We start from the raw sequence: 24504 nt of genomic DNA on the forward strand, positions 1-24504 counted from the left end.
GGATGGAGCATTTATCGTGGGAACAACGAGGACAAAAAGCTTATGTTACGATTCAAAGTCCTCCTGCTAACGCTTTATCATCAGGTATTTTAAAAGACTTAGAACAAGTCTTAAATGATGTGGAAGCGGATTCATCAATCAAACTAATTGTTTTACAAGGTGAAGGGAAATTCTTCTCAGCAGGAGCCGATATTAAAGAGTTCACTTCTTTTCAAAAACAAGATGATTACCAAAGCTTAGCTGAGAAAGGCCAAGCACTCTTTAATCGTATTGAACAATTTCATATTCCTGTCTTAGCCTCAATCCATGGCGCTGCTTTAGGTGGTGGTTTAGAGTTAGCGATGGCGTGTCACATGCGCATTGCTACTAAAGAAACGAAACTAGGGCTACCTGAATTGAATTTAGGGATTATCCCAGGTTTCGCAGGTTCACAACGCTTACCAAGATATGTTGGGACACCTAAAGCATATGAAATGATCTTAACAGGTGAACCGATATCCGCAGACGAAGCAGCTCATTATGGCCTAGTTAATCGTGTTGTTGAAGACTCGGAGTTAGAAGAAGCGACTACAAAACTTGCAGACAAAATTGTAGCTAAGAGTGGCCCTTCGATTCATGCGGTTATGAAACTATTACCTTATACTCATACATCTCAATTTAATAGAGGTGTTGATCAAGAAGCAAAAGAATTTGGTAATGTGTTTGGTAATGAAGATGCTCAAGAGGGCGTAGAAGCCTTTATTAACAAGCGTCAACCAAACTTTAAAGATCAATAGATTAAGGGAGGTCATTGTATGAACATTTATGTTCTGATGAAAAAAACATTTGATACAGAGGAAAAAATTCAAATTAGTGGCGGTGCTATTGAAGAAGAGGGTGCGGAATTTATTATTAACCCTTATGATGAATATGCGATTGAAGAAGCTATTAATCTACGAGACGAACACGGCGGTGAAGTAACAGTCGTAACTGTCGGTGATGAAGATTCAGAGCAACAATTACGTACTGCTCTTGCTATGGGTGCAGACCAAGCTGTATTAATTAATACTGAAGATGACGTAGAAGACGGTGATCAATATACAACGTCAACAGTTATCTCAACATATTTGAAAGATAAAGAGGTCGACTTAATTCTAGCTGGTAATGTTGCGATTGACCAAGCAAGTGGCCAAGTAGGTCCGCGTGTGGCTGATCAACTAGATATGCCTTATGTAACAACTATTACGGAGATCTCCGTTGATGGTGAAGAGGTCAATATTGTACGTGATGTTGAAGGTGATGAGGAGAAAGTACAAACTTCACTTCCATTACTTGTTACATGTCAACAAGGTTTAAATGAACCGCGTTACCCATCACTACCAGGGATCATGAAAGCCAAGAAAAAACCTCTTGAAGAGTTAGAGTTAGACGATTTAGATCTTGATGAAGATGACGTTGAAGCGAAAACTGAAACAACGGACGTTTTCCTTCCACCTGAAAAAGAAGCAGGCAAAGTGTTAGAAGGTGAAACAGACGAACAAGTAAAAGAACTCGTGTCGTTATTACGTTCAGAAGCAAAAGTACTTTAATCAAACAGGTGTTGAAAGGAGACTATAATTATGACTACATTTTTAGCGTTTGGTGAAGCAAGAGATGGAGAACTACGTAATCTTTCATTTGAAACGATTGCAGCAGCAAAACAAATTGATGAGAATGCAGAAGTCGTCGGTGTTGTATTAGCCGATCAAAATACAGAGAATTTAGCGAATGACATGATTCAATATGGGGCAGATCGAGCAGTTGTCGTTGAACACGACGATTTAAAAGAATACACATCTGATGCCTATACACAAGCAGCAATGGCTGTAATTGAAGAGGAAGATCCAGATGGCATTGTTATGGGTCATACCTCAGCAGGGAAAGACCTATCTCCTCGTTTAGCGAATAAATTAGACTCTGGACTTGTCTCAGATATCACAAATGTTGATGGTGGAGAGTTTGTTCGACCAATTTATTCAGGTAAGGCATTTGAGAAGAAAACAGTAAAAGACGGCTTAACATTTGTTACGATTCGTCCAAACAATATTCCGCCATTTGAAAAAGATGAAAATCGCTCTGGTGACGTTAATACGCTAGAAGTTGATATCAAAGATATACGTACGATCATTAAAGATGTGGTACGTAAAGCATCTGAAGGTGTCGACTTATCAGAAGCGAATATCATTGTTGCAGGTGGACGTGGTGTGAAGAGTGAAGAAGGTTTCGAACCACTTTATGAACTAGCTGATGAGCTTGGTGCAGCAGTTGGTGCATCACGTGGTGCTTGTGATGCTGGTTACTGTGACTATTCACTACAAATTGGACAAACTGGTAAAGTTGTAACACCTGATCTTTATATTGCTGTAGGTATTTCAGGTGCTATCCAGCACTTAGCAGGTATGTCCAACTCTAAAGTTATTGTAGCCATTAACAAAGATGCTGAAGCTAACATTTTTAACGTAGCTGACTATGGTATTGTGGGTGACTTATTTGATGTCGTCCCTAAATTAACTGAAGAAATTAAAGCGCTATAAATACAGATTGATTAAGATAAATGCCCCCCCTTATTGCTTGAAGCAGAATATTTTTTGCATGGGGGGTTTTTATGTTGTAATAGTAATTAAAGATCCATGATCTTTGAACAAACAAAGTATTGGCAACAGTCAATCAGAACATGCTATACTGTGTTTGAAATTGATAGTTTATAGGAGGAATTATATATGGCAATTGTAAACGCTACGGATCAAACGTTTTCAGAAGAAACTTCAGAAGGCTTAGTATTGGTTGACTTTTGGGCAGCTTGGTGTGGCCCTTGTAAGATGATCGCACCAGTACTAGAAGAACTTGATTCAGAGAAAAATGATGAAGTGAAAATCGTTAAATTAGATGTTGATGAAAACCAAGAAACAGCTCAAAAATATGGTGTTATGAGTATTCCAACACTAATTATGTTTAAAGATGGCGAACAAGTCGACCAAGCTCACGGCTTCCAACCAAAAGAAGCACTTGAAGAGCTAGTAGAGAAAAACGCATAACTATTAAATAAAGAAAGGGCTGACTCCGTGTGAGTTAGCTCTTTATTTTCACCATAACGATCACTAAAGCGCTCATTATTTCAAATTAAAACGAACCTTTGAGAATCAACCTTGAGGTGTAACGATGAATGAACAAATTAAAGAAAAATTAAAAATCTTGCCTGACAAACCAGGTTGTTATCTAATGAAGAACCATAAGGATGAAGTTATTTATGTAGGCAAATCCAAAATTTTAAAAAACCGAGTTAGGTCTTATTTTACGAGCGCAAATGATCTTAAAACGCAACGTTTAGTCAATGAGATTGATGATTTTGAGTATATTGTAACGGGTTCAGAAATGGAAGCCTTAATTCTTGAAATGAATTTAGTGAAGAAGCATGACCCTAAATACAACATTATGCTAAAAGATGACAAGAGTTATCCATTTCTAAAAATCACTAACGAACGTCATCCACGCCTGATCGTTACAAGAAATGTTAAGAAGGACCAAGGTCGATATTTCGGTCCGTATACGAATGTTTCGGCGGCGCGTGAAACGAAGAAGTTATTAGATCGCCTGTATCCACTCAGAAAATGTAACGTGATGCCAAAACGTGTCTGCCTATATTATCATATTGGTCAGTGTTTAGGCCCTTGTGAACATCCTGTTAGTAAGGAAACGAATCAAGAATTAGTCCAGGAAATCGCGAGTTTTCTTAATGGCGGACATAAAGAAATTAAAAATGATATTAAGCAGAAAATGGAAACAGCCTCAGAACAATTAGACTTTGAGAAGGCCAAAGAATATCGTGATTTAATCGAGCATATTGAAGCCGTTATGGAAAAGCAAACGATGGACCTAACTGATTTAACCGATCGCGATATATTCGGTTATACGTATGACAAAGGCTTTATGTGTGTCCAGGTTTTCTTTGTAAGACAAGGGAAACTAATTGAACGCGATGTATCGATTTTTCCTTTTTATAACGAACCTTCAGAAGCTTTTATTAGCTTTATGGCGAGTTTCTATACGCATTCTAATCATATTAAACCGAAGGAAGTTAATGTGCCAGTCGGTACTGATTATGAGCTGATTCAAGAGTACTTAGATATTAAAGTCAAGACACCGTATCGCGGTCAAAAGAAAAAATTAATTGACTTAGCCCAAGAAAATGCTCAGATTGCGCTTAATGAGAAGTTTTCTTTAATCGAAAAAAATGAAGAACGAACCATTCAAGCGATTGAGTATTTGGGTGAAATATTAGATATTGAAACACCTCATCGTATTGAAGCCATTGATAACTCTAATATTCAAGGAGCTTATCCAGTTTCAGCTTTAGTTGTTTTTGAAGATGGCAAACCGAAAAAGAACGATTATCGGAAATTCAAAATCAAAACAGTTGATCAACCAGATGACTATGAAATGATGCGTGAAGTGATTCGACGTCGTTATAAGCGAGTATTAAAAGAAAATTTACCTTTACCTGATTTATTATTAGTTGATGGAGCAAAAGGACAAATGTCAGCAGCCAAAGATGTCTTGGAAAATGAATTGGGTCTAGATATTCCGCTGTGTGGCCTTGCTAAAAATGACAAACACAAAACAAGTGAATTATTATATGGCGAACCACCTGAACCAGTTTTACTTGATCGTCAAAGTCAGCCATTTTACCTAATTCAACGCATTCAAGAAGAAGTTCATCGATTTGCAATTACATTCCATAGACAAATACGAGGCAAAGGGGCCATTCAATCAACTTTGGATGAGATTGAAGGAATTGGACCAAAACGTAAGCAATTGTTAATGGAGCATTTTAGGTCTATTGAAGCCATAAAAGAAGCGAGTGAAGAAGACTTTCGCAAACTAGGAATACCCCAAACTGTAAGAGAAAGTATTCAACAATACTTTTATCATAATTCTGACGAACCTAGTACACATTAGGAATATGAGTATTAGTTCTATTCGCAAAACGTGGCAAAATCAGCCATAACTTTCTTGACGCTTTTGCGCGATAGAAGTACAATGAACATGTCATGTATACTAAATTTTGCATAAAGTATTTGAATGCATTTACAGTCACATTTTACAACAAATGAGGGGGGTCACACATGGCGGATAACAAGGAGTTCTTTAATCGCAGGCTTCATTCTTTTTTAGGTGTATTTCCAATTGGTCTATTCTTGATGCAGCACTTAGTTGTTAACCACTTTGCTACATATAGTCCAGAAGCGTTTAACAATGCTGCTCATTTTATGGAAAACTTGCCACTGAGAATACTACTTGAGTTTGCTTTGATCTATATACCACTATTATTCCACGCTGTCTATGGTATATATATTGCCTTTACTGCTAAAAGCAATTTGAAGCGTTATGGTTATTTCCGTAACTGGATGTTCATGTTGCAACGTGTAACAGGTGTACTCACGTTAATCTTCGTGGTATGGCACGTATGGGAAACACGATTAGCTTATGCGATTTATGGAACTGAGATCAACTTTGATTTAATGGCCGATATTCTAAGTTCACCATTTATGTTCTGGTTCTATATTATTGGTGTTATTTCAGCCGTTTTCCACTTTGCAAACGGTTTATGGTCATTCTGTGTTACTTGGGGTCTAACGGTAACACCGAAATCACAGAAGTTTGTCACATACGTCACATTAGGCGTGTTCGTTATTTTCACTTACATGGGAATCGCATCACTTATTTCTTTCGCTTTTTAAGTAACAGATCTAGTTTAATTTAGTTAACGGTAGAAAAGGGAGTGAAACTTCAATATGAGTAATAAAAATATCGTAGTAGTTGGCGGCGGTTTAGCTGGTCTAATGGCTACCATTAAAGCAGCTGAAGCAGGCGTTCACGTCGACTTGATTTCACTTGTTCCTGTTAAACGCTCCCACTCAGTTTGTGCGCAAGGTGGTATTAACGGTGCTGTTAATACGAAAGGTGAGGGTGACTCACCTTGGGAACACTTTGATGACACAGTTTATGGTGGTGACTTCTTAGCTAATCAACCACCTGTTCGAGATATGTGTGAGGCAGCTCCAAGTATAATTCATATGTTAGACCGTATGGGTGTTATGTTTAACCGTACAGCTGAAGGTCTATTGGATTTCCGTCGTTTCGGCGGTACGCAACATCACCGTACGGCTTTCGCTGGAGCAACAACAGGACAACAATTATTATACGCACTTGATGAACAAGTTCGTCGTCATGAAACAAATGGACTTGTGACGAAATATGAAGGTTGGGACTTTTTAGAAGCCATTATTGATGAAGATGGTGTGGCTCGTGGTGTCATTTCACAAAACATCCAATCACATGAAATTCGTGCATTTAAAGCAGATGCTACCATTATGGCGACTGGTGGTCCTGGTATCATCTTTGGTAAATCAACGAACTCAGTTATTAACACGGGTTCTGCAGCGGCTAACTTATATCGCCAAGGTGCTGTTTATGCAAATGGTGAATTTATTCAAATCCATCCGACAGCAATTCCGGGTGATGATAAATTACGTCTGATGTCAGAATCAGCACGTGGTGAAGGTGGACGTGTTTGGACTTATAAAGACGGTAAACCATGGTATTTCTTAGAAGAGAAATATCCTGCTTATGGTAACCTTGTCCCACGTGACATCGCAACGCGTGAAATTTTCGACGTTTGTGTAAACCAAAAACTTGGTATTAACGGCGAAAACATGGTCTATTTAGATTTATCACATAAAGATCCAGAAGAATTAGATGTTAAGCTAGGCGGTATTATGGAAATTTACGAGAAATTCGTAGGTGATGATCCACGTAAAGTACCAATGAAAATATTCCCGGCTGTTCACTATTCAATGGGTGGATTATGGGTCGATTATGACCAAATGACTAATATCCCAGGTCTATTCGCAGCTGGTGAATGTGACTATACGATTCACGGTGGTAACCGTCTGGGTGCTAACTCATTATTATCTTGTATTCATGGTGGAATGGTCGCAGGCCCTAACGCTGTGAAGTATATTGATGGTTTAGATGAATTAGCTGAAGATCAATCACAAGAATTGTTCGATGAGAAAGTAAAAGCTGAAGAAGAAAACTTTGAGCGTATTTTAGGTATGACATCTGGTTCTGAAAATGCTTACCAAATTCATCGTGAGCTAGGTGAGTGGATGACGGATAACGTAACCGTTGTTCGTGAGAATGAAAGTTTACTCAAGACAGATGAGAAAATTGGCGAGCTAATGGAACGCGCGAAAGATATTAACATTCATGATACATCAAGATGGGCTAACCAAACGGCTATGTTCGTTCGCCAATTAGAAGGTATGCTGAACTTAGCACGTGTGATTACACAAGGTGCTTATAACCGAAATGAAAGTCGTGGAGCTCATTACAAACCAGAATATCCGGATCGTAATGATGAAGATTGGTTAGTAACAACGAAAGCAACATTTAATCCAGATAAAAATGGACCGAATTTTGATTATGTAGATGTGGATACATCTTTAATCCCACCGCGTAAACGTGACTATTCAAAATCAAAATAAGCTTAGGGGGTAAAATGTATGGCGGAAGAAACAATGATTAAGATGATCATTCAGCGTCAGGATGAACCTGAAGCACAACCGTATGAAGAGGAATTTGATATTCCTTATCGTGATAATATGAACGTTATTTCCGCACTAATGGAAATCCGCCGTAACCCAGTAAATGCTAAAGGAGAAGAAACAACTCCAGTTTATTGGGATATGGGTTGTTTAGAAGAAGTGTGTGGTGCTTGTTCCATGGTGATTAATGGAAAGGCAATGCAGTCTTGTACAGCTTTAATTGATCAATTAGAGCAACCTGTACGTTTAGAACCAATGAGAACATTCCCGGTTATGCGTGACTTAGCAGTAGACCGTACTCAAATGTTTGATTCACTTAAGCAAGTGAAAGCATGGGTTCCAATTGACGGTACTTATGATTTAGGCGAAGGTCAACGTATGCCTGAAAGTAAACGTCAATGGGCTTATGAATTATCAAAATGCATGACATGTGGTGTTTGTTTAGAGGCTTGTCCAAATGTGAATGATAACTCAGACTTCATTGGACCTGCAGCACTCTCACAGGTTCGTTTGTTTAATACACATCCAACAGGTGAGTATCATAAAGCTGAACGGATGGAAGCAGTTTTAGATGAAGGTGGCTTACAAGCTTGTGGTAATGCACAAAACTGTGTGGAAGCTTGTCCAAAAGGTATTCCTTTGACAACTTCAATTGCTGCATTAAATCGCGAAGCTACTTTACACTCATTCAAGAGCTTCTTTGGTAGTGACCATCACGTCTAAGACTTCATAAAGGGCTGACACAAGTCAGCCCTTTTTTAAAACCAATATTGTCAGAATTTTAAAGTAAATATGGAGGATATTATGAAAACACCTAATTATATTGAGGATTTTAAGCAATGGAAAGAAAACTTCTCATTTTACATACCAATTGATATTCGTTTTTCAGAAACTGATATGTTTGGGCATGTCAATAATGTGTCTCCGTTTATATATTTTGAACAAGCCCGTATTGAGTATATGAATAAAATCGGACTGTTTGGCAATTTAGACGAAAATACAACAAAAATACCTGTCGTAAGTGATCTGCAATGCGACTATCTTAGCCAAATTTACTTCGGAGAACAGATTAAAGTTTTTGTTAAAACAGCACATATTGGTAATACGTCAATTGATATTCATTATATGGGGATCAATGAAAAAGGAGACATCTGTTTAGCAGGTCGAGGTCGTGTTGTGCAAATTCATGCGGAGAAACAAAAGCCAGAACCTTTTTCAGAGGATCAGTTGGATCGCTTACAAAATGCCGATCAAGTAACAAATTAATAAAACCAAGACAAATGTTGCGAACGCGTCGCTTTAATCTGTCATAAACTATGGTGACTAAACATTTCCTCATGCTAGAAGTAGCTCACTTCTGTATGGAGGAGGGGTTACCACTTGGACACTAGACCATATCAACCTAGTAATTTATTAACAAAACGAGAAAGAGAAGTGTTCGAATTACTTGTAGAAGACAAAACGACAAGGGACATTGCAAATGAATTGTTTATTTCTGAAAAAACAGTCAGAAATCATATTTCCAATACCATTCAAAAATTACAAGTGAAGGGGCGTTCCCAAGCTGTTGTTGAGTTAATTCGGCTTGGTGAAATACAGTTGTAATTGGCCGGCTATTTATTAGCCGGTTTTTTATTTATAAGTTGATTTGTGTTGGTAAAAAAACACTTCTAGACTTTTAGCACCATTGAAAGCAGATTTTTTGTTATACTATGATGAGAAGATTAAATAGTTTATTAATAGAAATGATTGATGAAGCTTATATTTAAATTTTTAAGGAGGAAATCCATTGCATTCAACGAATGATTCGAAAGTGATTGCAGAACTCGAAAAAGACGTTCGTTACATATCTAATATGGTTAAACAACGAGGACGTGAAATTTTAAATCATTATCCAATCACACCTCCTCAATTTATTGCCTTACAGTGGCTTTTAGATTCTGGTGACCTGACAATAGGTGAACTATCGAAAAAAATGTATTTAGCCTTTAGTACAACAACGGACTTGGTCGACCGAATGGAGAAAAACGAACTTATCGAAAGAATTCGTGATCCCAAAGATCGACGTGTTGTGCGAATTCATTTATTAAGTAAAGGAAAAGACATCATTGATGAAGTTATTGATAAGCGACAAGAGTATTTAAAAGATGTCTTAAGCAGTTACTCAGTCGAAGAAGTGGAAACGTTACGCCGCTCGATGACTCAATTGTTTGAGGAAATGAAACAACAAGAAGAAAATCAGAAAGAAGACAAGGAGTCGTAAAAGTGAATAGACCAATCGCTGTGATTGATTCGGGCATTGGGGGATTAACTGTTTTGTATGAACTGAACAGACAGTTACCTAAAGAACGATTCATCTATCTAGGTGACACATTGAGATGCCCCTATGGATCTAAATCAGAAGAAGAAGTACGCCATTTCACTTGGGAGATGGTCAATTATTTATTAACATATGATATTAAAATGTTAGTCGTTGCTTGTAATACCGCGACTGCCATTGTACTTGATGAACTGAAAGAACAATTACCCATTCCAGTTATTGGTGTCATTGAACCAGGTTCGCGTGCTGCGATTAAATCGACAGAAACTGAACGTGTAGCTATTATTGGAACGGAAAATACCATTTCAAGTCAGGCATATGACCATGCACTAATGACTATTAATCCTTCTATTCAAACATTAGGAGTGGCGTGTCCACTTTTTGTTCCATTAATTGAATCAGGTGATTTAACAAGTGATGAAGCCTATGCAGTCGTTGAAGAAAGTTTATCCCCAATCTTAAATGACCCAACGATTGATACCTTAATATTAGGCTGCACCCATTATCCGATGCTTCAGCCGTTGATCGAAACAGTCTTAAATAATCACATAACGGTACTATCATCCGCTTTAGAAACAGGAGCTGAAGTTAGTGCGAGTCTAGCATTCTATGAGTTGTTAAATACTGATATGGAAGTTGAAGAACAAATTCCGATGATTTTAACAACTGGTCACTTGTCAGTGTTGAAACGCATTAAGGATGAATTATTCCAATTTAATAATAGTCAAGTGTATCGAGTGAGTTTATGATGAGGCACATACGAATGATTTGTATGGCCTTATTTTTATGAATACCTAGTTTTCGTTGTAAGATGATGCAATTAACGGTAAAATAATTTTGGATAAGGAATATATTTAAACATAAAGTATGGTATTACTTGTTTTGCCATTCAGTAATAAATATTAAGGAGGACAATCATGCGAGAAGACGGACGTCAATTAGATCAACTACGAGAGACAACGATCGAGACCAATTTCACGAAGCATCCAGAAGGTTCAGTATTAATTACTGTTGGCGATACGAAAGTGATTTGTAATGCAAGTGTCGAGAAGAAAGTCCCGCCATTTTTAAAAGGTGAGGGAAAAGGGTGGATCACAGCTGAATATGCTATGTTACCACGTGCGACAGTTCAACGTAACATTCGTGAATCTTCAAAAGGAAAAGTAGCAGGTCGCACAATGGAAATTCAACGATTAATCGGTCGTGCCCTAAGAGCAGTGATTGACTTAGAAAAATTAGGTGAGCGTACCATTTGGGTCGATTGTGATGTCATTCAAGCAGATGGTGGCACACGCACAGCTGCTATCACAGGAGCATTCGTCGCAACCACAATGGCCTGTGCTCGTCTAATTGATGAGAACTTAATTGATGAGATGCCTATTACCAACATGCTTGCAGCCACATCAGTTGGTATTGATGATGAAGATCAAGTTCTATTAGATTTATGTTACGAAGAAGATTCCCAAGCTGATGTTGATCTAAATATGGTCATGACTGACGAAGGAAAATTTGTTGAAATCCAAGGAACAGGGGAAGAAGCAACATTTTCACACGACCAGTTAAATGACATGTTAAAACTCGGAACAGACGGCATTACTTCACTCTTTGAATTACAACGAAATGCCTTAGGTGATGACGCTAATTTAATTAAAGGGTAGGATTGAGATGACTCGGACTATTTATGTTGCAACAACAAACGAAGGTAAAATTAATGAATTTAATGAGATGTTTGCTGAATTAAATTTGAAAGTTAAAAGCTTAAAAGATGAAGTTCCTGAGATGGATGATGTCGAAGAGACAGGTACAACATTTGAGGAAAATGCAGTATTGAAAGCTAAGACTTATGCTGAACGCCATCAAGTACCTGTTTTAGCTGATGACTCAGGGTTAGAAGTGAAAGCATTAAACGGGGAACCGGGCGTATATTCTGCTCGCTATGCTGGGGAAGCAAAGAATGATGAAGCTAATATTGATAAGGTCCTAACGCGCTTGAATGAGACTACAAACGATACACGTGAAGCATCATTCGTATGTGTCATAGCTTACGCAGAACCTGGTGAAGACACGTTAACAGCTGAAGGACGATGTCATGGAGTCATCATAGATGAACGACGTGGCCAGCATGGTTTTGGTTATGATCCGATTTTTAAACCTAATGGGTACGACCAAACCCTAGCAGAGCTTGGACCAGAGGTAAAAAATCAAATAAGCCATCGACATCATGCACTTGATCAGATGTTAGATCAATTAAAAACCGTTTTGGATTAAATTGTCCAAAACGGTTTTTTATGTGAATGACGATTAAGTTGTAAGTCATTTATTGTTTAGGGATATGGTCATGATTTAAAACCTAAGGTAAACTTTCGCAAGCCGCACCATTTCCGTCGCGATCTAACCCATGTGGATCGGATTCAGGTCCGCCTGCAGCTTCAAAAAACGCCTGGGCATTATCATGCGTATCAAAGTCTCCACAGTTTTTGTCTTCACCATTCGGATCATAAGGACCAGTATAACCAGAACTATCATTATTTGAGGTATCACCTTCAGAGCTATCATTTTGTTCAGTTTGCTGACTATCATCATCTTGTTGTTCATTCTCAATAGTTTGCTCATCATGATTAAAACCATCGGACTGTACGTAATCACTTATACTCCAAATACCTCGACCTGCATTTCTAGCATTAGCCTCGGCTTGTTCAAACGCACTCATATGTGTATATGGAGGGTTATAGACATATGCCAAGCGAGCAAGCCCTCTTTGTAATAACATTTGATTAAAATTCTTACCATCTACCCAAAGATAAGCTAATAATCGATCGTAATGATCACGTCTTGGACCATCAAATTCTACTTGAACTTGTTTACCAGAAAGTTGATTTTTCGCAAATTCAGATGCTTCAGGGCCATAGGGTTGAACAGGTTTTGATGGATGTTTAGTTTCTGGTGTGTCGACTAGTAATAGTCTTACATCTTCAGTCTTGCCATTTAATTCTATTTCAATTGTGTCGCCATCAACAACTCTTGTTACAGTTGCCGTCTCCATGTTTGGATTATTGTTTTGATCTGATTGGTCATCGTCATTTGATGAATTTGTCTCATGATCTGAGTTTGATGTTGATGACTCCTCAGATGAGCTACTATCATTTTCTTCTTTATCATTATTGCTGGAATCATTTGTTGGTTTGTCGTTTTGGCTTTCTTCATCATTATTTTGCTTGTTTTCACTCTGATCTTGCTCGTCATGATCTGCTTGTTGATCGTTGTTATTATTCTGTTCATCAGATTGTTCACTTTCTTTTTCAGGATTGTCACCATCGGTTTGGTTTGCGGTATCTTTATTAGTATTTTCATTATTCTGGTCTTCATTGTCTTCTTCTGTATCTGAATTTTCCTCATCATCAGTTTCTTCATCTTGTATTTTTTCTTCTTCATTAGCGTTTGATTGATTATTTGCTAAAGTACTGGAATCATCCTCGACATCTGGTACGGCTACAACAAATAAAATGAAGAACGTTAATGTTAATATAGTTGCAGATTTACGATTAGCTATAGGTCTGATTTTAAACAAATTTAAATGTCCCCTAAAAAGGGCGACAAGAGACCCTATAAAAAAAGTGAAGAAAATAAATGCTACAAATTCCATTCTTAATACTCCTTATTAATCTAGTAATTTCTGTCTTTAATAAAGCCCTCTAGTTAAGACTATGTAATGATCTTAAATCTCATAAATAAAAGACACACTGTATGTAACGTTAGTGTGTCTTACTTATTATGCTATATAGTTAGAAAACGAGTTTAACGCCCTCAATATAGCATAATTATTTGAAAATGAAAACGAAAAATGAATTAAATATGAATGTGTGTTAGTAAACAGGCAAGCTGTTAAGAGTGGGAATCAAAGAATCAAAATTTGGTTTTATAATATAATCCTTAGCACCACAATTTAAAGCAAGATTTATATCATCCTCTTGTCCCATAGAACTACAAATAATAATATTTGCTTTCGGATCCTCTTGTAATATTTCTTTAAGTACATCAAGGCCATTGAGGTCATCTATAACAAGATCTAATATAACGAAATCAGGTAGGTATTGTAGATATTGATTTAAAGCACTGGCTCCACAAGAAGCCTCTGCCACGACTTTATATTGGTTTGATTGATTTAAAATTGAAGCAATCCATCTTCTCATAAACTTTGAATCATCTGCTATTAAGACGGTATTCATTTTTAATCTCTCCTTTAGCATCATTGGCAATTTAGGAAAGGCAGCCCGGCCATCATAGCTTATGCCTTAGATCCGTGGCTTTGCGTCTTTTACTTTCGTAAAGTTTGCCATAATTAGAATACTACCACACTTAAACAAAATGTTACACATTTCGACAAAAGTTTATCCAGAGAGGTTGAACAATAAAAAAGCTCAACTCTTTTGAAGTAAAAGAGTTGAGCTTTTATGTTTGAAGTGTCCCGAGCAGGAATTGAACCTGCGACCGACAGCTTCCGTTATTAGCATCACGCACTATTATAGCGGTGTTTGATATCGTTCAATGAAACGGTCAATTTTCGGTTTTGACCAGTTAAGAAATATTTTACTTAAAATAACGCGATCAGTCAAGTTGAAATAAGGACAAAAAAACGCAGGGCAACGATTGCCCTACGCCTGTATCATGGCGTGAGTTGCGACAACAACCCGGTGCGCCTTAGACCATTCTTGTAAAATAAGCTTTTTTCTTTGGTCGCTTTGTCGGTCTGCTAAAACCGACTAGCCCTTCGCCAACGGTTATCATCGTATCATATAAACGCCTGACACTTCTTACAAGTCAATGGCGGTGAGCGCTTGTGTGACGGTTTTGAACGAAAAATATTACGATTATGTTACAATTTTAAAACGTTTGGCAGCCGTCAAACCTTTTATGTACAGAATTTTGTAAGAAATTTTCGGACTTCCGACAGCGCGCGAAATATCGCAACGCCCCCGGGGCTGTCAACGTCAACTAAACACGACAAGCCGAACAACCAAAGGCAAGCATTCGGCAAGGTCGTACAATGACTTACTTACTTTGATCGTGTTTTATCAGCTATACATTCCTTGCATATCCGTTTAACCACCGTCTAAAAGTGTTAACTTTTAAACAACGTTATTAGAGTTATAATAATCGTTTAATATTAAGGGTTTACACCGTTTATAAGTTAGTCTATAATGATAAGTGTAGAAGTTATAAAACTTTTAGACAAAAATAAAACGGAGGTATTACATATGAAAATAGGGTATGCTCGAGTATCAACGGCAGGACAAGACCTCGATAGTCAACGTCAACTATTGGTAGAACAAGGCTGCGAAAAGGTTTACGTTGAAAAAGTGACGGGTACGTCAACCGCACCTCGCGAGGCGTTGACGGATATGACCGAGAACGTCCGAACAGGTGACACGATTTATATAACGAAAATAGACCGTTTAGCACGATCAATCATTGACTTAAATAATCTAGTATCGGACTTAATCGAAAAAGGCGTATCAGTCGTTTTTATAAAGGACAATATGACGTTTGAGGCTGGCAACGCTAATAGCAGTATGAATACGTTAATGTTTAATATTCTCGCATCATTTGCACAATTTGAACGTGACTTGATTGTTGAACGCACAACAGAAGGAAGAGAAAAAGCGAAAGCAAACGGCAAGCACATGGGGCGTCCTGCAAGTAGTAGCAAGAAGGATATGCAGAAGGCAATCGACTTGTACTACGAAAAAGACGAAAAAGGCTTATCAGTAGCCGATATATGCCGAATGACAGGCGTCAAAAAGGCGACATTCTACACCAAATTAAAACAGGTACAAGGCGACAGTTAATAAGACTGTCGCTTTTTTACGCTCACAATCGCCAACTGTGGCTTGCTGTAAGTCTACATAACCGCCATAAAAGGCGTACAAGGCCAAAGCAATCTCACGCTTTACAACGTCCACACACACCGCCTACACAAAGCCCACAGCCGCCACACAACCACTTCAAAAGTTTTTCTGGTCTCTTATATTTAACGCTTGTAAATCGCCACACACCGCCGCACAGTCGCTTTGTTGTACGTTTCCACTTTGATATAGCGGTTCTTAGTTGTTATGAACGGTCAGCCTGCCAACACAACGCTATTCAGCGCCTTACATATCGCCAACGCACACCGCACAACCGCCGCCCACATATAGCCTCGTAGCTCCAACTCAACGCCCTGCATACAGCCATATATGTCAAATGACGTAAAGTAAAAATGCTTGACAGAAAATCTGATATACGCGATTTAACGGTATATAAGCGCTATTAATCGCTTACAATCGCCCTTATCGCTAAATTTTTTGATTTTACAACGTAGAATTTGGCGTTAAACGTTAGGGGAATTAATAAATTTTTTAGCTATCGTGTTACACAATCGCCTTTATTTTTGGTATTAGGAATTAGGACGGTGTAATAGCGATGATGATCGGTTGAGTACGTTGGTGATGTTGTATGACGGTTTAAAACGTAACCAATCACCCTGGCGTACCTTACAAAACGATATAAGACGGTATTAATAACCATTCCGTTAGCTTTAGCTAACATGAAATCTAAAAAGTTTTGTAAACACGATTATATAACGTCATATACCGTTTTTAATCCTCTACTAATTAGGTTACATGTTTTTCTAACGAAAAACGGAATGGCCTTGATAACTCGAACTAACGTATTAAAAAAGTGTACGTTTTCCTTTTAAGAGTTAACCATCACAAACCCCGTCATGACAGGATTTTGAATAAATTTTATGACGATAACTTCATAAAAGGCTTATCTAGTAGCAAAAAATAAATGAAAAGTAGGAGTGTTCGGAATGGGCGAAATTACAGTAATCGATAGCATTATGGGAAGTGGCAAAACGCAGTGGGCGATACAACAGATGAGCGAGGCAACAGAATTACAACGTTTTATCTACATTACACCGTTCTTGAATGAGGTTCAACGGATAAAAGACAACGTCAAAGGTCGTGAGTTTGTCGAGCCAAATAATGCGAATGGTGAAGGCAGAAAGTTACGCAGCCTAAAAGACTTGATCGTCAAAGGCGAGGATATTGTTTCGACACATTCGCTATTCAAAACGGCAGATGATGAACTAATCGAGTTATTAAAGGATAGTGGCTACACGTTGATCTTAGACGAGGTTATGGAATGTGTATCGCCGTTAGATGTTAAGAAAGCAGATATTACAAAGTTAGAAAAAGCAGGCGACATCGAAATACAAGACGGTCAAGTCATTTGGATAGGCGATCATACTGATGATAGCCGATATAGAGATATACGACTTATCGCTCAGGCTGGCAATCTATTCTACTACCGTGGCCAGTTTTTAGTTTGGTCGTTCCCACCGAGCGTGTTTAAGGCTGTGGACGAGGTGAAGGTTATGACATACCTATTTGACGGTCAAACACAACGCTATTATTTCGAAATGCATGGTTTTAATTACACGTATAAGTCAGTCGCAAAAGTCGGTGATCGTTACGAATTGACCGAATATGATCGCAACAACGAAAATCGACAAGCTTTGTACAACCTTATAAACATCTATGAAGGCAAGATGAACCACATAGGCGAGCGAACAAATGCTTTGAGTGTTTCGTTTTTAAAACGTTGCAATAAAGCAGGTAATGTTGAGTTTTTAAAGCAGATACAAAATAACTTGTTGAATTTCTTTCAAAATGTCGTTGGCGCAAAACGTGATGAAGTCTACTACTCAACGCTAAAAGAAATTGAAACCGACATACAGCCTAAAGGTTACAAAGAGCCCAACAAGACGGCTGAAAACCCGAAAAGAACACCGCAGGTTGTCATTCCGCACAACACACGCGCAACCAATAACTACGCGCATAAATGGGCGTTGGCGTATATCTTTAATCGCTATATGCAGCAAGATATCAAAGTGTTTTTCCAAGACAACGGCGTTGATGTTAATGAAGACTTACTAGCGGTCAGTGACTTATTGCAGTGGATATACCGATCAAGAATACGCAACGGCGAGTCAATCGAACTATACCTACCGTCAAGCCGTATGCGCGGGCTTTTAAAGGCGTGGGCGAATTACGAGATATAGATTTTAAAAACGTACAAATAGAAAGGGGGGGTAATAAGTAGCGATTGAATAGCGCTAGGCGGACGCTATAATATCCGTCTAAATATTCTACTTTAAGGAAGTGATTGAATGACTAATACAGTAATCAGCCATATCGTTTATTCAACGGAAGAACTAACGCAGTTAATCGGATATGTTAATCAAGAAGGTAGACGAATAGTTAAAACGTGTGTTTTACGAAATGGTGGCGGTATTAAAGTTGAGATAGAGTTAAAGGGGTAATGATAAATGTTATAATTGTCAAAATATTGTATTCTGTTTAATGTATTTGTGATAAACTAAAAGTATTAAAAAGAAGATTATAGATAGTTAATTTTTGCAAACGGAATATTCGTCACTATATAAGCACTAAATAATTGAAGAATTTATTATAAACTTGAGGTGTATAAGTATGATACAGGAAAGGTTAAATGAATTAGGTAGTGCGATTGTTGAGTATGAGGGTGAAAAAGTACAGCTTTGGGGGTTTACCAGAGAAGAAACATTGCTTTTAAACCTGAATAAAGGTATAAAATGTTAGAGTTCTCAGGGTGTGTATGACTCTGAGAATTTACAATACCATAATATCAAAAATAATGCTTTAATTATTGAGAAAAAAGACGGTGAGGAAATTCGAAGGCATCAATATAACCCTATATATAAAGATACAGTAAAAACAAAAGATGAAAATGGAAAGATAATTTCTATCACATTCACGATAAGAAAAAGTGTTTATAGCGAACATTATCACCTTATAACTGAAAAAATTTCTCTTTTGTTTGAGAATGAAGGAGACCTAAAGCGGTATCTTTCTAATGAACTTAGTTTTGACTGGGGGAATTGACCGTGAAAAACATGATTTTATTAGACATTGAAACTCTTGATTTTGATGTAGAATCGGGTATCTATGAAGTAGCACTATTAGTTGTAGAAAATAATAAAATTATTGAAAGCATACATATTGCGGAAGTAGAAGATGAATCATTAATCCATTTAGGAATGGGTAATGGTTACTCAGACATATCGGAAGATCCAAAGAAAATAGAGCAATTCAGAAGTGTTATTGACACATATAATTATCCGGTTATTGCACACAACGTTGCTTTTGACCGTAAGTTTTTAGTGCATTATGGCTGGTTAAATGAAGATTATGAATGCTATGACTCGATAAGAGCTATTAAGTATTCTAATCCATATTTATTTTCATACTCATTAGGTTACCTTGCTAACTTCTTCAACGTTGAAACCGAATTATCACATATTGCGCTAGATGATGTGAAAGTTCTTTATGAAGTGATAATGAAAGCTAATCCAACTAATTGGGTGCCTTTGTACAAAATTTCACCTCGGAAGTTTAAACAGCTTGTAGAAACAACAGTTAGTGTGGAAGGACAAAGCAGTATTTTTGAAAATAAAACAATTGTTTTTACTGGTGCAAGTCAGTTCCCAAGAGCATTAATGAAAGAAATTGTGTCTAAATGTAGCGCTAAAGTAACGAGTAGTGTTTCACCTAAAACTGATTTATTGATTTGTGGCGAAAACCCCGGCAGTAAACTAGTGAAAGCAAGAGAATTGGGTGTTGAAGTTGAAACTGATGAATGGTTTATTGACGCCGTATCTAAAGAATTGGATTTGGACACAGCAACCATGACTCATCATAAGACTGGTTTTAAGGAAGAAACTAAACCTCAATTTACGATAGTTCCAGAACTTAATGGTAAAAGTGTTAATATAGCGTTACTGCCTATAAAAATACAGAGTAAGCTAGAAGATATACTTATTAATAATATGAATGTATCAAAAGTTAACAAAAGCTCAAATGGATATAAAGTTGATTTGATTATTCATGCGGATAATGGTGAGTATGTTTTGTTGGAAAAAGCTAAAGAACTTGAAGTTGATACAATGCCATTATCAAAGTTTAATCAGATGATTTTAAATTAAGTTGGATAAAATATACTTAACGCAAATAGTAGTTAGGAAAGAACGTTATAAACAACCGTTAAGTAAGCGAGTTAAACGGCGGTCAGGTCTAACGACTTGGCCGCTATTTTTTAATGTAGGAAATTTATGTTAAACTACTCATAAAATTTGTGAACTATTGTACTTAAACTAACGGGTGCAAGACTGGAACAAGAAATTGTCACAATGAGTTCCTATCGATTGATATGTAAAGAGGTTTAAAGCTAAACCAATGGTACGAGGAGGGAGAAAATGCAAACGAAAAGTAATTACAACCTAATAATTCAAATTATACCAATAGTGTTTTTATTATTCCTACCTATGTTTTTAGAATTTTATTATTTAACAATTTATTATATAGCGGTTATCATACTAATTCCCATTGTGATTTTTCGGTTAATTAGAGAAGAAAAAATGGGCCAAAGATTTTATAAGAGATGGCATAAAGCGAGAGAAAAGGGATTTTGGAGAAATGTTATTCTTGAAGGGGGGCGTTCATTATTCATAATGACAGTTATTTTAAGTTTTTCGCAGTTAGTTGTGAATGGTCTTACTCCGTTTGGGATTGTGTCTGAGTTGTCAAGTAGTGAATTTACTTGGATTTTATTATTCCTAATAGTTTTTAGTTTTTTAAACGGAATAGTAATGTGGTATGAGAATGAAAAAAGGTATTATCGAATTCAAAATAATAATAGATAGTGTTAGAGCTTATGGACCGTTAATTGTTCGTATAATAGCATTATGAAGTTCTTCAACTATCAGGGGCGTTAGTTTAACAAGCGAATACATAAGCTGGGCGGGTCTAACGACTTGGCCGCTATTTTTTTATGCAGGAAACTTATGCTAAATTATTTAGAAAGTTTACGAATAGTTGTAGTTAATCTAACACCTTTAGTTGAAGAAGAAACCCTAAGACTTATAATTAAATACTTTTTTATAATCCGTTAGTGAATTAAATATTTTTTCTAATTCCTCTTTTCTCTCTTTGTGTGATTTCTCTTTATTAACATAATCAATTCTGTAATATATATCTTGATCTACAAAATAAATAGTGGAATAATTTTCTGACTCTTTAAAGTACCCCTTGGTTTTTTTATCAATATTTTTGTTTTTACTTAAATTGTAATCTTTATGAGGAAAGTTCCCAAAAATTATTTCTATACGTTCATTTAGATTACTTCTATTGTCTAATTTTAAATCAGATTCTATCTTGCTTTCACTTTCATAATAATTAATCCCACTTGTTTTAAACGCATCAGGGTTTTCATTAAAAGGATAATATTCAGGTATTTTGACTGTGAATGGAAGAGCATCTAAAGTTAATTTTGTCTTAGGTACAATGTATTTTACCTCCCCATATTTCACTAAATAGTCCATGTTTATCTCGTTTTTATTTTCGGCAGTAGAATGCCAATTTGTAATTACAAGAGAAATGAGTAGGACTAATGTCACAATGCTTAACTTTTTCATTTAATCATCCTTCTATAATATTTTTGTTGTATTATTTTGTCCATTATATTCTTTTTTATAAAAAAGAAAATTAGGTCTTCGGCCAACACGAGCAATATATTACTTCTGAAACACAAAGGATATTTACATTGGGGTGACTAAGTTTGAAATTTGTTCTGATACGGCCTTTTTTCTTCAACTAAAAGCGTTAATTTAACAAGCAAATACATAAGCTGGGCGAGTTTAACGACTTGTCCAGCTTTTTACGCAGAGGACCGTGTAAAGTATTGAATATTATCAGTTTAGGATCAAACACTAAACTGAGGTGAAATACATGAAAAAACTAATTATTATTCTTATTATCGTGATGTTTTTAGCAGGCTATGAACCACCATTATTATCACAAACCAAAAATGAAGCGGATACTGAAATATGTGAAACCTTTAAATATGCACTAATAAATAGCTTGCGAGAACCAATTGATAAAGCAATACATGAAATTTATAAAGATGATGAAAATGCACCAAAAAACCTTATGTGGGCTCCATATAATACAGAACTATTAAATATTAGGCAGTTGCACGGTGTTGGTGGATCATATGAAATTAAATTGGAAATAAAGCCTTATTATCGCGCCCATATTACTTATGGTGAAGATATTGTTGTAATAAGCACAGATGGTACGTTAATTAGTTATGAACATTTAAAAACGTATCCAAGAGTAGATTTTAACTAGCTGATAAGCTGGGCAAGTTTAACAACCTGCCCGGCTTTTTTCGTCTACTATTCAGCCAGCCAATCGAAATAGACGTCACTCACTTTGTCGCCGTTGACCGCCAGTTCACGGTCTATTTCTACCGTTAGATCGCGCCAGCTTGCGTAAAGTATGCCTGTTAAACTTCTCACTTCACCACGTTTGTACTTCCTTATGACATTCTGAAATACTTCCGCATATCGTTCGCCGTGATCTTCAAGCATAATATTGCGATTTATTTGCGCCTTAGCACGTAATAGCACACCATACACTTCGTAAAGTTCATTCGCATTAAAAAAGGGTTTGAACGCTTTGAAAATTGGCGCAGGGATAGCCCGAGCCAGTGCGCTAGCAGGTGGTGGCGCCGTTTCTAGTACGTGATTATTATGAGTATTGCTAGGAGTATTTGCAGGAGTTTCTTCGGTGTGACATTCCGGTGTGACAACACGGTGTGACACTACGTTTTCGTCCGCCTTTTCGTCCGTTTCTTTAACCGGTTTAATTACGATCGCGTTCGCTGATTGTCTACGGTCGCCTGCTGGTCGGTGTAACTCATATTGCTCGATCATGTCCGCTTCTTCTAAATGCTTACATAAACGAATAATCGTTCGCCTAGTCACGCCAAGCATTGACGCAAGCTGGTTTTTACGCAAATAGCATACGCCGAGATATTTAGCCGCATAACGACTAATGACGTCTAATAGTTCGCGAGCGTTGCCTGTTAAGTTTTCTTTGCGTTCGCTAACAGTTTCATTAAGTGTTTCGAGCGTATCGAATGTACTTAATTGTTGATACGTTTTTTCATTTGCAAATCGTTTTGTCGTTTCCATACAGTTGGTTTCTCCTCTCGGTTTAACCAACCGCAAAAACGCTACACTTGCTGAATTTAATTCTCTACGTTATAATGAACGTACCTTATGAGAGTGGTCAGCCGTGGTTTTTTGCGGTTGGCTACTTTTTTATGGTTTAATTTAATCCAAGTAACCGCGCAAAGCGGCTGCCACTTCTTCTTTATCCATTTGTAAATAACGCGTTGTCACGCTTAAATCCTTATGCCCCAACGCCTTACTAATTAAGTCCACACTTGCGCCTTTTCTCATCAATCGTTTTGCAAAAGCGCGGCGGATTGCGTGCGCCGATAGATTTTCCAGTCCAAATTCGTTTGAGTACTTGACTAAACGTTTGCCGATCGTGTTATTCGTTGGCGTTGTGTCTAAGTTGCGCCCACGCCGAGATATAAACAAGTAGTCATTTTCAGCATTCGCCACGCGACGTACTTTATCATTTTGCTTGATTAAAGCGTCTAGTAGGCGATTAGTTATGTCGTCAAACGGTAACATCATAGACTCATGGTTCTTAATTAAACCACCGTCAATTTCGAGTTGGTTGTGCGTTAAATCAACGTGACTTTCTTTGAGTTGGCATAACGTACGCAACCGAATACCTGTCCGATACATAACCATAACAGCAGCGGCGTCACGCAACTGAACAAAGTCTGATAAATCAAGCATACGCAACAAGACGTGTATATCGTTTTCCGCTGTGCCTTTCTTAATTGGCGTGTCCACTTTGACGTTAATGTCGCGCCAAAAATTGTGCGATAACCAGCCGTTTCGATAACACTTGTTTAAAAACGCTTTGAGGCACTTTAAGCGCGTTAATTTCGTTTGATTACTGACGTCCATACTCGATAACCACGCGTAAATGTGGTCGTTTTTAAGATCGGCCAGCCTTTTCACGTCAATAAATTCCGCAAATTTACTTACATAATGCTCATAATCGACTATCGTACGTTCGCGGTAGTTGCTGATTTCCATTTGACGCTTAACTCGAGCCAGCGCTTGTTCAATCGTCAGTGCATGCGTTTCTCGATCGTTAACCGGCTCGGATTGCGTAAATATATCGTTTAGTTGATCGGTAACATCTAGGTGTCCTTTACGTTTAGTCATAAAAAAGACGCCTCCCATAACGGAATGTTTGACCGGTTCAATGACCGAGATCAATTTCCGCTATGAGAGGCGTCATGATGCGATTTTAGAGTGTCCCGAGCAGGAATCGAACCTGCGACCGACAGCTTAGAAGGCTGTTTAACAGGGGTTATTGCTTAATACTAAAGGCAACCTAGGCCTTGTTTATATGCGGGTTTGCGAATTGATAAGATACACTATAATACTTAACCATATTACAAAATGCTAAAATTCTGCCCCATTTCTGCCCCAAATTATTTCGACATTGGTTACAAAGTCTTCAAGTGCCGTGGTTTGATAATTGA

At 37.4% G+C, this 24504-nt stretch carries 26 protein-coding genes and 1 riboswitch; of the genes, 20 read left to right on the plus strand and 6 right to left on the minus strand.

From position 1 onward, the window contains the following. Nucleotides 1-2 precede the first annotated feature (2 nt). The 14 genes from FHR85_RS02400 (at nucleotide 3) to FHR85_RS02465 (ending at nucleotide 12213) form a co-directional block, all read left to right on the plus strand. Nucleotides 3-776: an enoyl-CoA hydratase gene (locus tag FHR85_RS02400; protein ID WP_167260704.1), complete on the plus strand. Its 774-nt coding sequence runs from the start codon at nucleotides 3-5 to the stop codon at nucleotides 774-776. Between the two features lie 18 nt (nucleotides 777-794). Beyond that, nucleotides 795-1568 carry an electron transfer flavoprotein subunit beta/FixA family protein gene (locus tag FHR85_RS02405; protein ID WP_167260706.1) on the plus strand — a complete coding sequence of 258 codons (774 nt, stop codon included), beginning with the start codon at nucleotides 795-797 and terminating at the stop codon, nucleotides 1566-1568. Nucleotides 1569-1598: 30 nt separating this feature from the next. After that, nucleotides 1599-2552 carry an electron transfer flavoprotein subunit alpha/FixB family protein gene (locus FHR85_RS02410; protein ID WP_167260708.1) on the plus strand — a complete coding sequence of 318 codons (954 nt, stop codon included), beginning with the start codon at nucleotides 1599-1601 and terminating at the stop codon, nucleotides 2550-2552. Nucleotides 2553-2738: 186 nt separating this feature from the next. Beyond that, complete coding sequence (trxA, locus tag FHR85_RS02415; RefSeq protein ID WP_167260711.1) at nucleotides 2739-3053, plus strand: thioredoxin; 315 nt, start codon at nucleotides 2739-2741, stop codon at nucleotides 3051-3053. A 124-nt stretch (nucleotides 3054-3177) separates the two neighbouring features. Next, a complete protein-coding gene (uvrC, locus tag FHR85_RS02420; RefSeq protein ID WP_167260713.1) occupies nucleotides 3178-4974 on the plus strand; it encodes an excinuclease ABC subunit UvrC in 1797 nt (598 codons plus the stop codon). Nucleotides 4975-5141: 167 nt separating this feature from the next. Then, nucleotides 5142-5756 (plus strand): succinate dehydrogenase cytochrome b558 subunit, encoded by a 615-nt coding sequence (locus FHR85_RS02425; RefSeq protein WP_167260715.1) that lies wholly within the window; start codon nucleotides 5142-5144, stop codon nucleotides 5754-5756. Between the two features lie 54 nt (nucleotides 5757-5810). Next, entirely contained in the window at nucleotides 5811-7565 is a 1755-nt protein-coding gene (sdhA, locus tag FHR85_RS02430; RefSeq protein WP_167260717.1) for a succinate dehydrogenase flavoprotein subunit, read from the plus strand. Between the two features lie 18 nt (nucleotides 7566-7583). Beyond that, nucleotides 7584-8348 carry a succinate dehydrogenase iron-sulfur subunit gene (gene sdhB / locus FHR85_RS02435; RefSeq protein WP_167260719.1) on the plus strand — a complete coding sequence of 255 codons (765 nt, stop codon included), beginning with the start codon at nucleotides 7584-7586 and terminating at the stop codon, nucleotides 8346-8348. A gap of 81 nt (nucleotides 8349-8429) precedes the next feature. Then, a complete protein-coding gene (locus FHR85_RS02440) occupies nucleotides 8430-8891 on the plus strand; it encodes an acyl-CoA thioesterase (protein WP_208379582.1) in 462 nt (153 codons plus the stop codon). Between the two features lie 114 nt (nucleotides 8892-9005). After that, entirely contained in the window at nucleotides 9006-9230 is a 225-nt protein-coding gene (locus FHR85_RS02445; RefSeq protein WP_167260721.1) for a helix-turn-helix domain-containing protein, read from the plus strand. A 184-nt stretch (nucleotides 9231-9414) separates the two neighbouring features. Beyond that, complete coding sequence (locus FHR85_RS02450) at nucleotides 9415-9888, plus strand: MarR family winged helix-turn-helix transcriptional regulator (RefSeq protein ID WP_167260723.1); 474 nt, start codon at nucleotides 9415-9417, stop codon at nucleotides 9886-9888. Nucleotides 9889-9890: 2 nt separating this feature from the next. Then, on the plus strand, nucleotides 9891-10694 hold the full coding sequence (racE, locus tag FHR85_RS02455) for a glutamate racemase (RefSeq protein WP_167260725.1): 804 nt from the start codon (nucleotides 9891-9893) through the stop codon (nucleotides 10692-10694). Between the two features lie 168 nt (nucleotides 10695-10862). After that, a complete protein-coding gene (gene rph, locus FHR85_RS02460) occupies nucleotides 10863-11603 on the plus strand; it encodes a ribonuclease PH (RefSeq protein WP_167260727.1) in 741 nt (246 codons plus the stop codon). A 7-nt stretch (nucleotides 11604-11610) separates the two neighbouring features. After that, on the plus strand, nucleotides 11611-12213 hold the full coding sequence (locus FHR85_RS02465; RefSeq protein WP_167260729.1) for an XTP/dITP diphosphatase: 603 nt from the start codon (nucleotides 11611-11613) through the stop codon (nucleotides 12211-12213). 82 nt (nucleotides 12214-12295) lie between these two features. Here FHR85_RS02465 and FHR85_RS14335 read toward each other — a convergent pair whose 3' ends face one another. Together FHR85_RS14335 and FHR85_RS02475 are read right to left on the minus strand one after the other, a co-directional pair. Further along, the gene (locus tag FHR85_RS14335; RefSeq protein ID WP_243864131.1) at nucleotides 12296-13513 is read right to left on the minus strand and encodes a thermonuclease family protein; all 1218 of its coding nucleotides are present in this window, start codon (nucleotides 13511-13513) and stop codon (nucleotides 12296-12298) included. A 295-nt stretch (nucleotides 13514-13808) separates the two neighbouring features. Further along, nucleotides 13809-14171: a response regulator gene (locus FHR85_RS02475; RefSeq protein ID WP_167260731.1), complete on the minus strand. Its 363-nt coding sequence runs from the start codon at nucleotides 14169-14171 to the stop codon at nucleotides 13809-13811. Nucleotides 14172-14207: 36 nt separating this feature from the next. Then, a riboswitch (cyclic di-GMP riboswitch) is annotated at nucleotides 14208-14290 on the minus strand. A 910-nt stretch (nucleotides 14291-15200) separates the two neighbouring features. Here FHR85_RS02475 and FHR85_RS02480 point away from each other — a divergent pair. Next, nucleotides 15201-15791 carry a recombinase family protein gene (locus tag FHR85_RS02480; protein ID WP_167260733.1) on the plus strand — a complete coding sequence of 197 codons (591 nt, stop codon included), beginning with the start codon at nucleotides 15201-15203 and terminating at the stop codon, nucleotides 15789-15791. Here the strand turns inward: FHR85_RS02480 and FHR85_RS02485 are convergent. Then, nucleotides 15765-15905 carry a hypothetical protein gene (locus tag FHR85_RS02485; protein ID WP_167260735.1) on the minus strand — a complete coding sequence of 47 codons (141 nt, stop codon included), beginning with the start codon at nucleotides 15903-15905 and terminating at the stop codon, nucleotides 15765-15767. The two genes, FHR85_RS02480 and FHR85_RS02485, sit on opposite strands and share 27 nt — an antisense overlap. Before the next feature lie 890 nt (nucleotides 15906-16795). Here FHR85_RS02485 and FHR85_RS02490 point away from each other — a divergent pair. The 4 genes from FHR85_RS02490 to FHR85_RS02505 all read left to right on the plus strand — a co-directional run bounded on the left by FHR85_RS02490 (nucleotide 16796) and on the right by FHR85_RS02505 (nucleotide 20728). Next, the gene (locus tag FHR85_RS02490) at nucleotides 16796-18049 is read left to right on the plus strand and encodes a hypothetical protein (RefSeq protein ID WP_167260737.1); all 1254 of its coding nucleotides are present in this window, start codon (nucleotides 16796-16798) and stop codon (nucleotides 18047-18049) included. Between the two features lie 108 nt (nucleotides 18050-18157). Then, nucleotides 18158-18310: a hypothetical protein gene (locus tag FHR85_RS02495; protein WP_167260739.1), complete on the plus strand. Its 153-nt coding sequence runs from the start codon at nucleotides 18158-18160 to the stop codon at nucleotides 18308-18310. A 612-nt stretch (nucleotides 18311-18922) separates the two neighbouring features. After that, nucleotides 18923-20011 carry a 3'-5' exonuclease gene (locus FHR85_RS02500; RefSeq protein WP_243864140.1) on the plus strand — a complete coding sequence of 363 codons (1089 nt, stop codon included), beginning with the start codon at nucleotides 18923-18925 and terminating at the stop codon, nucleotides 20009-20011. A gap of 270 nt (nucleotides 20012-20281) precedes the next feature. Continuing rightward, on the plus strand, nucleotides 20282-20728 hold the full coding sequence (locus FHR85_RS02505; RefSeq protein WP_167260743.1) for a hypothetical protein: 447 nt from the start codon (nucleotides 20282-20284) through the stop codon (nucleotides 20726-20728). Between the two features lie 210 nt (nucleotides 20729-20938). Here the strand turns inward: FHR85_RS02505 and FHR85_RS02510 are convergent, their stop codons facing one another. Then, nucleotides 20939-21499, minus strand: coding sequence for a hypothetical protein (locus FHR85_RS02510; RefSeq protein ID WP_167260745.1), 561 nt, complete (start codon nucleotides 21497-21499; stop codon nucleotides 20939-20941). Nucleotides 21500-21812: 313 nt separating this feature from the next. Between FHR85_RS02510 and FHR85_RS02515 the strand changes: the two genes are divergently transcribed. Then, complete coding sequence (locus FHR85_RS02515; protein WP_167260747.1) at nucleotides 21813-22214, plus strand: DUF3888 domain-containing protein; 402 nt, start codon at nucleotides 21813-21815, stop codon at nucleotides 22212-22214. A 47-nt stretch (nucleotides 22215-22261) separates the two neighbouring features. Here FHR85_RS02515 and FHR85_RS02520 read toward each other — a convergent pair whose 3' ends face one another. Further along, a complete protein-coding gene (locus FHR85_RS02520) occupies nucleotides 22262-23062 on the minus strand; it encodes a helix-turn-helix domain-containing protein (protein ID WP_167260749.1) in 801 nt (266 codons plus the stop codon). Nucleotides 23063-23203: 141 nt separating this feature from the next. Then, a complete protein-coding gene (locus FHR85_RS02525; RefSeq protein WP_167260751.1) occupies nucleotides 23204-24181 on the minus strand; it encodes a tyrosine-type recombinase/integrase in 978 nt (325 codons plus the stop codon). Nucleotides 24182-24504: the final 323 nt, after the last annotated feature.

The organism is Alkalibacillus almallahensis, assembly GCF_011761495.1.
Lineage (GTDB): Bacteria > Bacillota > Bacilli > Bacillales > Alkalibacillaceae > Alkalibacillus > Alkalibacillus almallahensis.

Excerpts from the sequence above, each read along its gene's own strand:
- FHR85_RS02465 (WP_167260729.1), top strand. The coding sequence starts at position 11,611 with ATGACTCGGACTATTTATGTTGCAACAACAAACGAAGGTAAAATTAAT.
- FHR85_RS02410 (WP_167260708.1), top strand. The coding sequence starts at position 1,599 with ATGACTACATTTTTAGCGTTTGGTGAAGCAAGAGATGGAGAACTACGT.
- sdhA (WP_167260717.1), top strand. The coding sequence starts at position 5,811 with ATGAGTAATAAAAATATCGTAGTAGTTGGCGGCGGTTTAGCTGGTCTA.
- sdhB (WP_167260719.1), top strand. The coding sequence starts at position 7,584 with ATGGCGGAAGAAACAATGATTAAGATGATCATTCAGCGTCAGGATGAA.
- FHR85_RS02500 (WP_243864140.1), top strand. The coding sequence starts at position 18,923 with ATGATTTTATTAGACATTGAAACTCTTGATTTTGATGTAGAATCGGGT.
- FHR85_RS02515 (WP_167260747.1), top strand. The coding sequence starts at position 21,813 with ATGAAAAAACTAATTATTATTCTTATTATCGTGATGTTTTTAGCAGGC.
- FHR85_RS02505 (WP_167260743.1), top strand. The coding sequence starts at position 20,282 with ATGCAAACGAAAAGTAATTACAACCTAATAATTCAAATTATACCAATA.
- FHR85_RS02490 (WP_167260737.1), top strand. The coding sequence starts at position 16,796 with ATGGGCGAAATTACAGTAATCGATAGCATTATGGGAAGTGGCAAAACG.
- FHR85_RS02495 (WP_167260739.1), top strand. The coding sequence starts at position 18,158 with ATGACTAATACAGTAATCAGCCATATCGTTTATTCAACGGAAGAACTA.
- FHR85_RS02475 (WP_167260731.1), bottom strand. The coding sequence starts at position 14,171 with ATGAATACCGTCTTAATAGCAGATGATTCAAAGTTTATGAGAAGATGG.
- FHR85_RS02525 (WP_167260751.1), bottom strand. The coding sequence starts at position 24,181 with ATGACTAAACGTAAAGGACACCTAGATGTTACCGATCAACTAAACGAT.
- FHR85_RS02520 (WP_167260749.1), bottom strand. The coding sequence starts at position 23,062 with ATGGAAACGACAAAACGATTTGCAAATGAAAAAACGTATCAACAATTA.
- rph (WP_167260727.1), top strand. The coding sequence starts at position 10,863 with ATGCGAGAAGACGGACGTCAATTAGATCAACTACGAGAGACAACGATC.
- trxA (WP_167260711.1), top strand. The coding sequence starts at position 2,739 with ATGGCAATTGTAAACGCTACGGATCAAACGTTTTCAGAAGAAACTTCA.
- FHR85_RS02425 (WP_167260715.1), top strand. The coding sequence starts at position 5,142 with ATGGCGGATAACAAGGAGTTCTTTAATCGCAGGCTTCATTCTTTTTTA.
- FHR85_RS02440 (WP_208379582.1), top strand. The coding sequence starts at position 8,430 with ATGAAAACACCTAATTATATTGAGGATTTTAAGCAATGGAAAGAAAAC.
- FHR85_RS02405 (WP_167260706.1), top strand. The coding sequence starts at position 795 with ATGAACATTTATGTTCTGATGAAAAAAACATTTGATACAGAGGAAAAA.
- FHR85_RS02510 (WP_167260745.1), bottom strand. The coding sequence starts at position 21,499 with ATGAAAAAGTTAAGCATTGTGACATTAGTCCTACTCATTTCTCTTGTA.
- uvrC (WP_167260713.1), top strand. The coding sequence starts at position 3,178 with ATGAATGAACAAATTAAAGAAAAATTAAAAATCTTGCCTGACAAACCA.
- FHR85_RS02400 (WP_167260704.1), top strand. The coding sequence starts at position 3 with ATGGAGCATTTATCGTGGGAACAACGAGGACAAAAAGCTTATGTTACG.
- FHR85_RS02480 (WP_167260733.1), top strand. The coding sequence starts at position 15,201 with ATGAAAATAGGGTATGCTCGAGTATCAACGGCAGGACAAGACCTCGAT.